General features: G+C 33.9%; 17 protein-coding genes and 1 pseudogene. 10 read left to right on the top strand and 8 right to left on the bottom strand.

What is annotated here, in order from left to right:
* The 10 genes and pseudogenes from AC1RYN_RS00195 to AC1RYN_RS00150 form a co-directional block, all read left to right on the top strand.
* A pseudogene (locus tag AC1RYN_RS00195) lies at nt 1–466 on the top strand (hypothetical protein); the annotation flags it as partial.
* 39 nt (nt 467–505) lie between these two features.
* A complete protein-coding gene (locus tag AC1RYN_RS00190) occupies nt 506–1,018 on the top strand; it encodes a T9SS type B sorting domain-containing protein (RefSeq protein ID WP_481805356.1) in 513 nt (170 codons plus the stop codon).
* Nucleotides 1,019–1,715: 697 nt separating this feature from the next.
* On the top strand, nt 1,716–2,075 hold the full coding sequence (locus AC1RYN_RS00185; protein ID WP_481805355.1) for a hypothetical protein: 360 nt from the start codon (nt 1,716–1,718) through the stop codon (nt 2,073–2,075).
* 158 nt (nt 2,076–2,233) lie between these two features.
* The gene (locus AC1RYN_RS00180; RefSeq protein ID WP_481805354.1) at nt 2,234–2,686 is read left to right on the top strand and encodes a S8 family serine peptidase; all 453 of its coding nucleotides are present in this window, start codon (nt 2,234–2,236) and stop codon (nt 2,684–2,686) included.
* Nucleotides 2,687–2,813: 127 nt separating this feature from the next.
* The gene (locus tag AC1RYN_RS00175; RefSeq protein WP_481805353.1) at nt 2,814–3,230 is read left to right on the top strand and encodes a S8 family serine peptidase; all 417 of its coding nucleotides are present in this window, start codon (nt 2,814–2,816) and stop codon (nt 3,228–3,230) included.
* 366 nt (nt 3,231–3,596) lie between these two features.
* Nucleotides 3,597–3,782, top strand: coding sequence for a hypothetical protein (locus AC1RYN_RS00170; protein WP_481805352.1), 186 nt, complete (start codon nt 3,597–3,599; stop codon nt 3,780–3,782).
* 151 nt (nt 3,783–3,933) lie between these two features.
* A complete protein-coding gene (locus tag AC1RYN_RS00165; RefSeq protein WP_481805351.1) occupies nt 3,934–7,665 on the top strand; it encodes a LamG-like jellyroll fold domain-containing protein in 3,732 nt (1,243 codons plus the stop codon).
* Nucleotides 7,649–7,876: a hypothetical protein gene (locus tag AC1RYN_RS00160; RefSeq protein ID WP_481805350.1), complete on the top strand. Its 228-nt coding sequence runs from the start codon at nt 7,649–7,651 to the stop codon at nt 7,874–7,876. The genes AC1RYN_RS00165 and AC1RYN_RS00160 overlap by 17 nt, the downstream gene beginning before the upstream one ends.
* Before the next feature lie 218 nt (nt 7,877–8,094).
* Nucleotides 8,095–8,391, top strand: a complete 297-nt coding sequence (locus tag AC1RYN_RS00155; protein WP_481805349.1) for an immunoglobulin-like domain-containing protein — start codon at nt 8,095–8,097, stop codon at nt 8,389–8,391.
* Nucleotides 8,387–8,617 carry a T9SS type A sorting domain-containing protein gene (locus AC1RYN_RS00150; protein WP_481805359.1) on the top strand — a complete coding sequence of 77 codons (231 nt, stop codon included), beginning with the start codon at nt 8,387–8,389 and terminating at the stop codon, nt 8,615–8,617. Before AC1RYN_RS00155 ends, AC1RYN_RS00150 begins: the two co-directional genes overlap by 5 nt.
* Nucleotides 8,618–8,740: 123 nt before the next feature.
* Here AC1RYN_RS00150 and AC1RYN_RS00145 read toward each other — a convergent pair whose 3' ends face one another.
* The 8 genes from AC1RYN_RS00145 to AC1RYN_RS00110 all read right to left on the bottom strand — a co-directional run.
* Complete coding sequence (locus AC1RYN_RS00145) at nt 8,741–10,039, bottom strand: DUF3526 domain-containing protein (RefSeq protein ID WP_481805358.1); 1,299 nt, start codon at nt 10,037–10,039, stop codon at nt 8,741–8,743.
* The gene (locus tag AC1RYN_RS00140; RefSeq protein WP_481805348.1) at nt 10,039–10,608 is read right to left on the bottom strand and encodes a DUF3526 domain-containing protein; all 570 of its coding nucleotides are present in this window, start codon (nt 10,606–10,608) and stop codon (nt 10,039–10,041) included. Before AC1RYN_RS00140 ends, AC1RYN_RS00145 begins: the two co-directional genes overlap by 1 nt.
* 59 nt (nt 10,609–10,667) lie before the next feature.
* Nucleotides 10,668–11,546, bottom strand: a complete 879-nt coding sequence (locus AC1RYN_RS00135; protein WP_481805347.1) for an ABC transporter permease — start codon at nt 11,544–11,546, stop codon at nt 10,668–10,670.
* 31 nt (nt 11,547–11,577) lie between these two features.
* Nucleotides 11,578–12,075: a TonB-dependent receptor domain-containing protein gene (locus AC1RYN_RS00130; protein ID WP_481805357.1), complete on the bottom strand. Its 498-nt coding sequence runs from the start codon at nt 12,073–12,075 to the stop codon at nt 11,578–11,580.
* Nucleotides 12,076–12,319: 244 nt separating this feature from the next.
* The gene (locus tag AC1RYN_RS00125) at nt 12,320–12,466 is read right to left on the bottom strand and encodes a hypothetical protein (RefSeq protein ID WP_481805346.1); all 147 of its coding nucleotides are present in this window, start codon (nt 12,464–12,466) and stop codon (nt 12,320–12,322) included.
* Nucleotides 12,467–12,510: 44 nt separating this feature from the next.
* Nucleotides 12,511–12,795: a hypothetical protein gene (locus AC1RYN_RS00120; protein ID WP_481805345.1), complete on the bottom strand. Its 285-nt coding sequence runs from the start codon at nt 12,793–12,795 to the stop codon at nt 12,511–12,513.
* 151 nt (nt 12,796–12,946) lie between these two features.
* The gene (locus AC1RYN_RS00115) at nt 12,947–13,072 is read right to left on the bottom strand and encodes a hypothetical protein (RefSeq protein WP_481805344.1); all 126 of its coding nucleotides are present in this window, start codon (nt 13,070–13,072) and stop codon (nt 12,947–12,949) included.
* 11 nt (nt 13,073–13,083) lie between these two features.
* On the bottom strand, nt 13,084–13,339 hold a 256-nt coding region (locus AC1RYN_RS00110; RefSeq protein WP_481805343.1), incomplete at its 5' end, for a hypothetical protein.

Here is a 13,339-nt window from a genome sequence, read left to right as displayed (position 1 = left end):
AGGAACAATACCAGCAGATTTAAATTTGCAATGTATTGCCGATATTCCAATTGCAAATATAAATGCGGTTACAAATACAAAATCAAATTGTAATGGAACAGTTGCAGTTAAAGTAGCAGATACCAATAATGGAGGTACTGGATGTGTTGGAAAACCTTATATCGTATCAAGAAGTTATACCTTAACAGATTGCGGAGGATTAACCACAAATTTGGTTCAAACAATTACAGTAGCTGATTCTACAGCACCTGTTTTCGTAGAAGCATTACCAAGAGATATGACAGTTGATTGTTTAGCTCCAATTCCTACAGCTGCAACACTTACAGCAATTGGTAATTGTTCGAATGCTACAGTTAATTATATTGAGACCAGGATCAATGAAAGTTGTGCAAAAAATTACCAACTGAAAAGAACCTGGACTGTGTTGATGCATGTGGGAATAAAGTTATTCATACTCAAATTATAACAATAAAAGATACCACAAGCACCAATTTTTGTAGAGTCTTTGGCTTCAGCAGTTATCGAAGTAAATTGTGCTTCTATTGCACCTGCAGCTATACTTACAGCTACAGCTATTTGCGGAACAGCCACAGTTGATTATACAGAAACCAGAGTTGATGGAGATTGTAGCAGCAGATATAGTCTAATTAGGACCTGGACAGCAAATGATGGATGTGGAAATAGCAGTACTCATACACAAACAGTACATGTTTCTTGTTTGGCAGATATTTTTAATGCGTTATCACCTAATGGTGATGGAATGAATGATACACTTAAAATTGAAGGAATCAATTGTTATCCTGATAATAACGTAAAGATATTTAACAGGTATGGTGTTCTTGTTTACGAAAAAAAGAATTATGATAATGTCACCAATCCTTTTCAAGGAATTTCAGAAGGAAGAACAACAATAAGTAAAGGAGATAAACTTCCTTCGGGAACCTATTTTTATATTTTGGAATATGATGATAATGGAAGCAGAGTTGAAAAATCAGGATATTTGTATATTAGTGATTAAGAGTGTTTTATAGCTGATTTTAATAATGATGAGCCCGATATAGTATCGGGCTCATTTCTTTTAATTCGGTTTGATTCTTTCTTTTATTTTATAGAGGAGCAAGAGGGAGAGGGGAGAGTGTTTGCTCCACTCAAAAATCTTTCTGTGAGATCTCAATCACCTTCTTTTGTTTGTTATAAAAGTAGGTGATGATTTTTCCTTTTTTGGTCAGCATACTGCAAATATTGATTTTCCCTTCAAATTTTAAAATTTGTTTAAGCAATAGCCTTAGTAATTCACCTATTCTTATTGTTAAATGTATGGGCTTATTACAAATTATAGCTGGATTAATAGTATTTATCGTGCCTAATTTATTAGGGAATTAAAGCTTTGAGTATAGATGCGTATTATTTTTTTGTAAAGCTTTGTTTAAAAATTATAATATTAGATTTTATTTTTAATAGGTCAAGGGATGGATGATTATATAGGTTTATAATTTTTTAATAGAAGTTGTTATAAAATTGATATAAAACACATGTTGGAGCTCCAAATCCAAACTAAGAAGTTACGATTTAAAAATCCTATTCTCTCAGCTTCGATTATTGACACAGATTTAATAGCACATTGATCATCAGTACGAAAGTACTATCTCAAAAACAAAATTATCAAAAGCGTTTTTAGAATTATTCCAACTAATTATTAACCAAATACATTACTTATGAAAAAAAAATTACTGAGTTTAATTATGATTTTTTTGACTATTACGTTATGGTCACAAAAGAAATCAGAGAATGATTTTTCTGTTTCTATAAATGGAAATAAAATAGAAACAACAGCCAATTTTAAGGATCAGGTCAAAGAATTTAAAAAAAGGACAAGCAAACAAAGCCCAAAAACCGATTACGTTTTGCTGCAGTTTAATGAAATTCCTTCTGTAACGGAGCAGCAAAACTTAAAAAAGCAAGGGGTAACTTTACTGAGTTATGTATCCAATAATAGCTATTATGCTGCAATTAATCCAGAGTTTTATACTAAAGGCAATAGTTCTAAAAATATTAAGAGCTTTAACCTCAGTTGAACCAAAATTCAAATTAGCCCGAATTCTTCAGAATGGGATCCCTGATTATGCCTTAGAGGGGAATGGAATTAAAGTAGTTGTAAGTTATTTCAAGGGAGTCGATCCTACGATTATTTCGCAAGATTTGGGAAGTTTATTTGTGAAAAGCAGTACCATAGATGATTTTTTTTAATACGGTTTATTTGCAGGCTCCCAAGGAAAAATTAGAAGAGATTGCTAAATTTAGTTGGGTTCAGCATATCGAGTTAATTTCTCCACCTGTCGAAAGTGATAATGTTCCTGGATTGACTTCCCATAAAACCAATGTTTTAGGATCAGGTATTACAGGATTGGGATATGGATTAACTGGAAAAGGGGTGAAAGTTGGGGTTTGGGATAGAAATCTGGAACCACATAAAGATCATACTGGTCGAGTAACGATTAAAGAAAGTGAAGATTATGGTGATCATGGACTGCATGTTTCAGGGACTATTGGAGGAGCAGGTTTATTAGATCCAAGAGCAAAAGGAATGGCCCCAGAAGTAAAAATGTATGGTGGAATTTTAATACCCAATCTAATGGATTATCTAATTATCAAGAAAGAGTATTATCTGTTCAGCGAGATGATATAGAGATTACATCAAATTCTTATGGAAGGCTAACCTTGGAGCAGGGTTTAATCCCGTATAGATATGACGTTGAGATCGTGGCGATGATGATGTAACAGTGGATATCCTTATCTTTTAACTATTTACTCCAATGGAAATTCTCAAACAAACATACCCTGGAGGATTTAATACCTGTACCAAAAATTCAAAAAATACATTGCATGTTGCAAATACTAAAGCGAATAATTCTATTTGGAGTAGTAGTAGTTTTGGGCCTACTATTGACGGGCGTTTAGTTCCTCAAATAGCAGCGGTAGGTACTGATGTGTATTCATTAGATTATCGCAACTCGTATGCCGGTTATGACGGAACTTCTATGGCTACCCCAGGTGTTACAGGTACAGTGGCTTTACTTTATGAAAGATATAAAAATAGTTATGGCACAAGACCATTGGCATCCTTAATGAAAGCTTTAGTAACTAATACGGCCAAAGATGCTGGTAATCCAGGTCCAGATTATAAATACGGATATGGTAATCTTAACGGACTAAGAGCATTAAAGTATTGATAAAAATATGTTCTACACCGCATAGTGTTGCCAATGGGGCAACTTATGAAAAAGATATTGTAGTTCCGCCGGGTTGGTTTCGTTAAAAGTAATGCTTAGCCTATTCAGATATTGGGGCAACACCAGGTGCAGCGGCTGTTCAGGTTAATGATTTAGATATCAAAATTGTAAAAGACGGAGCAACTACTTTACCATGGATATTAAACCCTACAACCCCTAATGCAAATGCAATAAGAGGGGTTGACAATTTGAATAATATCGAACAAATAACCTTGGATAATCCTGCTGCAGGAACCTATAAAATTATTGTTACAGGAACAACAGTTCCTCTAATTCACTCAGGAGTTTTCAGTAGTATATGATTATGTGGCTCCAGAATTAATTCTAACTTATCCAATAGGTGGTGAAAAATTCGATACAGAATCTACAGAATATATCCGCTGGGATTATGAAGGAGAAGCAAAGCCATTTACTCTTGAATATTCAGTTGATGGAGGAATGAATTACCGTATTATTAGCAAAAGGTATTCCATCGGCAGCAAGAAATTTTGATGGAGGTACCGTCGGATTAGTTGCTGATGCTGTAAAATAAGAATTATCGCGGGTACTAAAATAGATACTTCTAAAGAGAATATTTACTATTATAACCGAACCTAAAAATCTAGTTATTGCACCAGCTGCATGTGGTGTTTCTTCTTATAAAATGGATTGGGGTCTTATTGCAGGAGCAAAATATGAGGTCTTGAAAATGAATGGGTATACCTTTGATGTCGTGGCAACAGTTACCAATCCTACGTATACATTTACAAATCTTACAGTAGGGGAGGACAACTGGTTTTCAGTTCGTACGGTCGATATTGCTACGGGGATCGTTTCAGAAAGAGTTAAAGCGGTGAATGTAGACCCCGTTTCTCAACCGACTTTAAGTGCAGCAAATTTGCCCTTTCTTGAAGATTTTAATACAAGAAAAGCAACAAATTATGTGCTCTCGAAAGGAAAAGCAGGAAATATGACATATTACAATCAAAAAATAAAGGATGTGTTTTCTGACGGGGTAAAAATGGAGGGATCAATTGTTAAATCTGCATCTGCATGGGTTGCAAGTACAGATGTGAATGCGTTTATAAATAATCCCGATTATATAAAAAAAATTAGTTTTTGTGATATTGATGCCACAGAGTCTTCTGGGAAAAAACTTCGCATGAAGTTTAATTTGCAATGGAATAATATTGATTTAACCAATAAAACTTTTTTTAGAGTATTGGTAAACGGAACGGAATTAAAAAGTTCTGAAAATAAAACAGTTTATGGCGGAACCGTTTTAACTGGGGATACTGAATTAATATATGATTTATCAGCTTATGCAGGAACAACATTTAATGTGGTTCTTGAGTCTGTAATAGATAATAATTTCAAAGAGATAAATGATGAAGACGTATACAACACTCTTTTTATAGATAATATTGCCATTTTTGAGGCTACCGCTACAGATCTGGCAGTAACTTCGTTTACATCTAATATAGGGATTACAGCCACAGAAACTGTTACAATAACCGTTTACAATTACTCCTCGGTTGCAGTAAGTAATATTCCAGTTTCGTATGCAATTAATGGAGGTCCAGCAGTTGTAGAGACAATTCCTGGGCCGATTAATCCGCTTAACGAAGTATCGTATAGTTTTGTACAAAAAGCAGATTTTTCTGCCTCAGGAGAGTATACTGTGATAGGAAGTGTAAATTATCAAGGTGATGCAGTTCCAGATAATAATACAATCACTAAAACAGTCTATAATGATGTGTTGATGGGATCAATAGCCACTTTAACTACCTGCTCAACACTATTTACGGATAGTGGAGGGCGTTTTTCAAATTACAGAAATAGACTTAATGAGACAATGACTTTTAAACCTGCTATTGCAGGGAACAGTATTAAAGTTGACTTTAGTGCCTTTAATCTTGAAGCAGGCTATGATTTTTTATATGTTTATAATGGACCAACGGATTCGTCCCCTTTATTAGGGAAATTTGCAGGAACTACTCTACCCTCATCATTAACATCTACAGCTGCTGACGGAGAATTAACGTTCAAGTTTACTTCGGATGGAAGTACAAATAGGGCTGGTTGGATTGCAAATATCTCTTGTGTAACCAAACCAATTGTCACTAAACCTCTCAATGATGCAAGTATCGTTTCTATAGTAAGTCCAGATGCTAATGGGAAAAAATTAGGAGCCCACAGGATAATAATTAAAGTTAGCAATTTAGGACCTGTTGCATTAACGAATCACCCAGTATTTTATCAAATCAATGGAGGGGCAAAAGTTACTGATGTTGTACCTGTTATTGATCCCTATTCAACTGTAGATTTTACTTTTACTACCAAAGCAGATTTATCTATTCTGGATGCTACTTATATAATTAAAAGTGGTGTTAATATAGCAGATGATGATAATATCAATAATGAAATTGAAAAAACGGTATACAATAAAAACGATTTACCAGTTCATACCAATACAAATGGATATGCTATTTCTAAATTAAAATGGGATGCCGTTGTAAATACTTCAGGAACCACTGGATATTCAGATTTTAAGAATATAAAAATTCCGGTTTATGCAGGGATTACCTACCAGCCAGAAGTTACGGTTACGAGATCAGAAGCACCTCTTACCAGAGATAAAACAAGTTCAGTTGGCGTATTTACAATGATAATTATTGATTTAAATGGCGATGGTGATTTAACAGAAGAATTTTATGATGGAAATTTTTGGGTAAATACTTTAAAAGGTTCAGTATCACCTATAATTCCGTCAACAACAAGTACACATTATTTCAGAAATAATAATAGATTAAGCAATGCAGGGATAACTATTCCCGCAGGAACTACTGCAGGGGAGAAATTAATGCGTATTATACACATGCAACGTTCTTCTAACGAATATTATAATGTAAACCTTGGGCCAACAATGGATGAATTAACAACTTCAAGATCAGATTTTGAGGTGGAAGAATATACCATTAATGTGTTGCGACCTACAGTTGCCGATGCCAGTGTAGATCAAATTACAGCTCCAACAAAACCAGGAAATAAACCAGTTGCGGTTACAGTTTCAATTAAGAATTATTCAAATATTTCAATTGCTAATTTTCCAATAGCGTATACCATTAATGGTGCAAACGAAGTGATAGAAAATGTAGTTGGTCCCATTGCAGCAGGAGCATCAGCTGAATTTTCATTTACTGCAAAAGCTGATTTAGGAGTTCCTGGAGATTATACAATTGATGTGTATACCAAATTAGCAGGAGATACTGATGTTACAAACGATTCTAAATCAGTAACACTTTCGCACGCAAATTATGCAACCAATGTAACAGGAACTTTTGATGGAATAAATGATGTTGTAAAAACAGACAGTACTCCAGCATTAAATCTTACTAATGATTATACATTCGAAGCATGGATTAATCAGAAGCAATCATCAGTTTTCGGAAGACTTCTAGAGAAAAGTTCAGTGTTGGCTTTTGTACATAATGCTAATAATCTAGGTCTTTATAAAGAAAATAGTTTAGTGCTTTCTATTAAAGGAACAGGAGATTCATATGTTATAAATACAGAATTAAATTCGATTAAACAAAATACCTGGCAGCATATTGCTTTTACAGTGAGTGCTGCTAATGTTTATACGGTATATATAGATGGAGTTTCAGTTCCGTTTACAAGTACAGGTACAGCAAGTGCCGCATCTTCAAACGCAACTTCACCAGCTTATTTTGGTAATAACGCAGGTTTGGCTCGTGGTTTTAACGGGAATATAGATGAAGTTCGTATTTGGTCAGGAGTCCGCAATCAGGCAACAATTGCTGCAAATGCATTGACAAAGTACAGAGGAAATGAACCAGGACTAGTTGCACATTATTCATTTTCAGAGGGAGACAAGCAATTTGTTTTCGATAGTACTACAAACGACAATACGGCAGTAATAACCAATGCAGATACTAACGGTCAGGGAGAAGGTAAATTTTGGAATGTTCCTGTTTTATTGCAAAAGTTAGAATTTGCAAATCAACTTTCGTCCTCTTATGATGTAGCAACCAAAACGCATACCATATTATTAAAGGATGGAACAGATATAAGAAAGGCAGTTGCTAATTATAATTTAGGAATGAAAAGTATTGCAAAAATAAACGGGATTACACAAGTTAGTGGGGTTACTGTAAATGATTATACAAATCCAGTTACTTTAACAGTAGAAGGAATTGGTTTCAACACCGGAATTTCCGAAACCCATACTATAAAAGTATTAACAGGATTGAACAATGAAAGTAAATTACTTTCTTATGATTTTAAAACAGCATCTAATCCAGGGCTAGCTCAGGAAATAAATACTGATATTGTAGGAAGTAATGCAACTAAAGACATTGACGTATGGAATTGATGTATCTAATTTAATTGCCGATTTTACAGTATCACCAGGTGCAGCGTTATATATAGATGGAGTAAAACAAGTAAATTCAAAAGCAGTTGTCTCAGACTATACAAATAGTTTTCTAGTGACTGTAGTTTCGGAGAATAAACTTTCTGAAACTAATTATACTGTTACATTAAATGCCAAAAATCCGAAGCTAAGTATTGTAGTTATTCAGTAGCAAACCAAGTAGGAGAAAGTGTAATTGATCCAGTTTTAAAAACGGTAAAAGTTTTTGTTGCTAATAATGCTAATTTAAGTGCGTTATTCCAATGTTCCAAACTTCAGATTTTGCAACATTGCGCATCGGGACTTATCCCCAAAATAGTGGAGTAACAGCATTAAACTATACTTTGCCAGTAGTTATAATGTAATGGCTCAAAATGGAACGATAGCGAATTGGACAGTAACCATCGAAAAAGCAAACCAGTAATCACGCTTTTAGGAGACGCTATAGTTTCTTTGGATAATGGATGTGCCTATGTAGAAGCGGGTTTTACTGCCAAAGATAATCAGGAGCAGACATCACTTCAGCAGTATTGGTTATCAGGAACAGTTGATACAAACACGCCAGGGCAATATATCCTGACGTATACCGTAAAAGATGCTTTGCAAAATGAATCGTCGGTGACCCGTACAATAAACGTATCGGCTACAGCTTGTACTAGTTTGGGAGTTACATACCAATACAATTGATGGATTTGTTATCTATCCAAATCCAGTAAAAGACGGAAAAGTATATGTACAAACAACATCTAGCAGTTCAAAGAATATCAGCATAGCGGATATGTCTGGAAAAATTGTTTTCACTATACAAACAGAAAACAAAGAATTAAATATTCATAATTTGCCAACGGGAGTTTACATTATAAAAGTAGAGCAAGATGGAAATACATCCACTCAAAAACTTATTATTGAATAAACTTTCTATAATTAAATAAAATTATTTTAAGAGGTTGTCTTTTTAGACAACCTCTTTTTTTGGTTTAAACCAAAAAAATGAATTTAAAATTAACAAATAGCATCAAATGGCTTTATAACTTTTCTAAAAGGTTTGATGATTGTTTTTTAAATTCCTCCAGCCGAGACCAATTAACAATACATTGAAAAGAAGCAAAGGTAAAAGAGTCTTTGTTAAACTGATTTCTGATGGATCGGTAAACGTTTCAACTTTAAATTTGGGCCAGTTTTCTTTAGATACGGCAACATTATCAAATATTTTAGGATAAAAATACAGACGCATTTTTTCGTGAAAATGTTTCGTTTCCTTCAAAAATAAAAGTTGGTTTCCTAAATCCGATTTGGCAATTTCATTGAGTTGAATTTGAGTATGTAAAGTCGGAATAAATTGAGCTATCAATTGGCTCGCTTGATTACGTTGCTGCAATTTATTCTCTAATTCCTGAGATTGTTTAGCCGAATCATCATCACCTGCTTGCTGCATAGCGTAATACCAAAGCCAGCTGAATTCTGTTTCTGGCAAAGGATAGCTTTTAAATTGTGGATAATGGCTGTAGAATTTATCCATCGTTATTTTTTTATCCATATCCCATTTTTCATGATAGGCATTGCGTTGTTTTACCGTTAATTCTAATGCTTCTGGAATCGGATATTTATTTACGATATAGGTATTTATAACCGCTGGCAGGATTATAATTAGAAACAGCCAGATTGTCAATAAAATAACTGCATTAAAGTTAGAATGCTGTTGTAGCGAAACAATAAAAAAGCTTACAGCAAACCAAAATAGAATATACAAAATCCCGAGCGCATAAAAAGTGAAAAAAGCTTGGTTTAATGGGATATTCAGAATCAATACAGCGATAAAAAGAATGATATTTAAAAGTACAATCAGACTTATGATTCGGACATAAAATAATTTCAAAATGTATAAAAACGTGTTTTTACTTTGAGTGGCAACAATTTTCCAGGTTCCACTTTCTTTTTCTTCAGAAACCAAATTATACGAAAAAGCAATAATTAAAAGCGGAAAAAGATAAATCAGCACAAAGCTAAAATCGATATTTCCAGATAAGAGGTTGTTCGGATTATTGAGTTCAGCATCGTATTTTTGAGCTTCTAAACCGCGAATCGTAACACTTTGTATCGACGGATTTACATCTCGCTGACCAATTGCCAAACTATTTATAGGTAGTGTTTCATTAACTAATGAAAACTTGATATAATAAAGCAAAAGCCCCATTTCGTCTTTATGGAAAGCAGCATTTCTGGCAATATGTTCTTTTTGATAAACTGCTGCTTCGGTAATATTATTTTGTTGTTTCTGCTGAAATTGATGACCAAATTCAAAAGGCTTATGAATCCGATAATTAAAAAGGAGTATCAGCGCAACTTTTGTACCTTTTGATCGTATAAAATTTTTAAAAGTAATACTAACATATTAAATGGCTTTAAGGTTTTTAGCTCATCCGAATTAAAATAAATAGGATTATGATCCAGAGAACAATAGAAATAATAGAAACAATTTCGGACCTCAAAAACAGCTGAAACTTTTTTAGGTTCATAATGAAATTCGGCAATATCAGCCCAATGCTCTTTGTCAATGGTTAAAGGTTTATCATTTGGCCCTGGTTTTTTATTACTGATGTATTTAACTTGTAAAGCATTCATTTTCTGTGCCATATTATAACGATATTCTTCAGCCTGTTTCTGGAAATCGATATACGAATCATAATCGGTATTGGACAATGTCATCGATAAATTTTTTATCGCGATATACGGATTTAAAAAAGAGACTGTTTTAGAAAAGCTGTTTTGTTTTTCATAAACCTGAAGTAAAGTTTCCAGATGTTTGTTGTAAATATGAGAACTTATTTTTTCTCCTTCACTCATGATAAATCCCGAATAGTTAAAAGGAAGTTTTTGTACTGAATCGACTTTATAAATGCTCAAAAGCGAATCTTTAATTGCTTTGTAGTGTAAATCATTCGGGTTGTGACTATCTCCTTGCTTCAGAATATCTTTTTGATGTCGCTATTGAATTGTACTTTTGACGGCGCTTCATAAATGTAAGCTCCGATTGCCTGAGTGGTTCTTGGTAAAATAATCGTGAAAACTAACCAAATTCCAATCAAAGAAATCAATGCTTTTTTAGAAGTCTTGCTTGAAGCAGAAATTAGAACGGCAATGATGCAAAAGAAAATCAGATAAATAAAATGGAATAGTATAAACAATATCATCTTAATCGTTTCGTCGGTAGAAATGGAGAAATTCTGAAGCAGCAACCAGATAAAAACTAATACTGCAATCAAGGGAATAAAAAGTATTATAATCACGCTTGCGATCCCTACTATTTTTCCAAACAAAAGCTGTTTCCAACTAATTCCTTGACTTAGAAGCAGTTTTAATGTTCCATCTTCTCTTTCTGCTGCGATTGCATTAAAACCTAGAAAAAAGATTAGTAAAGGCAATAAAATTTGCAAAACCATAGCAATACTGATTTCTCCAAAACGAAGCATACTGTTAGAGAATCCTGCTTCAGAGAAATTGGTTGTATTTTGTTTGTGTGCTTCCAGAAAAATGGCATTGCCAAAAAAAGGCTCCATTCCAAATTCGAAAACACTTAAAGAAGTACTTTTTCTAAAAGCAAAATTTCCGTAATGTGCCATTCGATGCGGATTTTTATCAGGATTGTTTAGCCAATCTTCACGTGATTCGTGTTGGTATTTTTCGCTGGTTTCATTTTGACTGGTATAATTTTCCCAGCCAGAAAAGGTAGCATAGAATAAAATAATCCCAATAAATAGTGTGATAATATATACTGCCTTATTTTTAAAAACAGTATTTCTAAAATGCTTGGCTATTAGTATTTCAATTTGTAATGATTTCATATAAATTAAAATTTATAAGTTACAGTAAGATTTAAGTTTCTGGGAGCTCCAGGAACAATCGCAAATAATTCTGAGCACCTAACCAATACGTTTTGTTTAATAAATTATTGGCATTTAAGGCAATTTGCATATTGCTTTTATTCGGTTTGTAATATAAAGCAGCATCGAAAACTGTAAAATCGGGAAGCGTAAAAGTTCTGGTAAACCAAGGCACTTTACTGCTTTGATATTCATCCCGAATGCAAGCCCCAAGATCTTTTAAAGCTGAGTCTGACTTAAAATTATAACGTGTCCACAAATTGGCGCTATTTTTTGGAGTATTTTGTTTTCTGGCACCAATTAACGAAGGATCACGATCGTTGGTTATTTTGGCATCTATATAGCTGTACGAAGCGTTTATTTGCCAATCGGGGGTGATAAAACCTGCTAAATCAAATTCAAAACCACGGCTTCTTTCTGCACCTCTTGTAACCAATAAATCAGGATTTGCAGCATCATTGGCATTCATTAAAATATTACGCTGATTAATTTCGTAAATCGCCGCGTTAAAACTTACTGAATTATTAAAAAAGGAAGTTTTTATGCCCCACTTCTTTTTAGATTACTTTCAAGAGGAGCAAACAAACTTCCAGCTGGTAAAGAACCTGTCTGTGGCATTAAAGTCACCGTGTTTGATTGTGGCTGATAACTTCTAGATAAGTCGTATAGACGTTAATTTCATTATTTAACAGCGTACATTACCAACACGAGGCAGTAGGCCGTTTTTTTGACTTTTAATTCGTTATTTGATTTGTAGTTGGTAATGTCTTCAAACCATCCATTTGTAAACCAATCAAAAAGGTAAATTTCTCCCACTGTATCTGATCCTGAATGTAAAATGCATTTGTTGTAGTGAGTGAAGCTGGTAAGGCAGTTCTCACGAGAGTATAATCTTCAGGGCTAATGAGTGTATAAGTAGGATTATTTAAATTGAAATAATTGACATTTGGTTTGGGTAAAACAACACCATCAATTGTTGTGGTTTGATAGTTCGCACGTTTGCAGGAACAAATGAACTTGCCACAGTTCCATCCTTTAATAAATAACCTCTAGCTGCATTTTGTCCACCACCTTTGGTTTTGTTCCAACTACTTAAATCATAACCAACTAATAATTTATGTTTTATTTTTCCAGTTTTTAAATTGAAATTTAAATAGGCACTCAAATTATCAACATCCCAATATTGCTGACGTTGTACAAATTGCATCATTGCTAAATTGGTTACTGTTTATTGTCCATATCAACAGCAAAACTATTTGTGGTTCTGTGTTCTTGAAGATTTTCGGTCCAGGATTGTTTCATGTACTGCGCATTAAAACCAATTTTGGAGCTGAATTTATGAGCGAAATTTGTCGTGAAAATCATTTCTTTTGATTGAAAAAATCACTCGGAGCGGCCAGATTTAAACTGATTGGTGTTTTGTTTAAATTGGTAACTCCTGCAACAGCACCAAAAATGGGCTGACCACGATCCAGAATTCCAGTCATGTCGCTTAAAATTAATTCGGTATTAATTGCGGATTTTCATTGGGGATATAACTAAAAGATGGCGAGATCAAAAAAGATTTATTGCTTACTAAATCCCGAAATGATTTTGCTTCCTGATATGCTCCGTTTACACGATATAAAAGAGTTTTAGATTCGTTTAAAGGCCCTGTGAAATCTAAGCTTCCACGGAAAGTACTAAAGCCAACACTTAGAGATACTTCTTTTTTAGGTGCTGCCTCCCTAACAACAGGAGCATGTATTAACCTT

The sequence above is a fragment of the Flavobacterium sp. TC780 genome (genome assembly GCF_056783245.1).
The sequence above is the reverse complement of the archived record's forward strand: the minus strand, read 5'-3'. Positions and strand labels throughout refer to the sequence as shown.

Coding starts and splice junctions, on each gene's coding strand:
- AC1RYN_RS00165 (WP_481805351.1), top strand. CDS start 3,934: ATGGATTGGGGTCTTATTGCAGGAGCAAAATATGAGGTCTTGAAAATG.
- AC1RYN_RS00180 (WP_481805354.1), top strand. CDS start 2,234: ATGATTTTTTTTAATACGGTTTATTTGCAGGCTCCCAAGGAAAAATTA.
- AC1RYN_RS00175 (WP_481805353.1), top strand. CDS start 2,814: ATGGAAATTCTCAAACAAACATACCCTGGAGGATTTAATACCTGTACC.
- AC1RYN_RS00185 (WP_481805355.1), top strand. CDS start 1,716: ATGAAAAAAAAATTACTGAGTTTAATTATGATTTTTTTGACTATTACG.
- AC1RYN_RS00120 (WP_481805345.1), bottom strand. CDS start 12,795: ATGATGCAATTTGTACAACGTCAGCAATATTGGGATGTTGATAATTTG.
- AC1RYN_RS00115 (WP_481805344.1), bottom strand. CDS start 13,072: ATGACTGGAATTCTGGATCGTGGTCAGCCCATTTTTGGTGCTGTTGCA.
- AC1RYN_RS00135 (WP_481805347.1), bottom strand. CDS start 11,546: ATGAAATCATTACAAATTGAAATACTAATAGCCAAGCATTTTAGAAAT.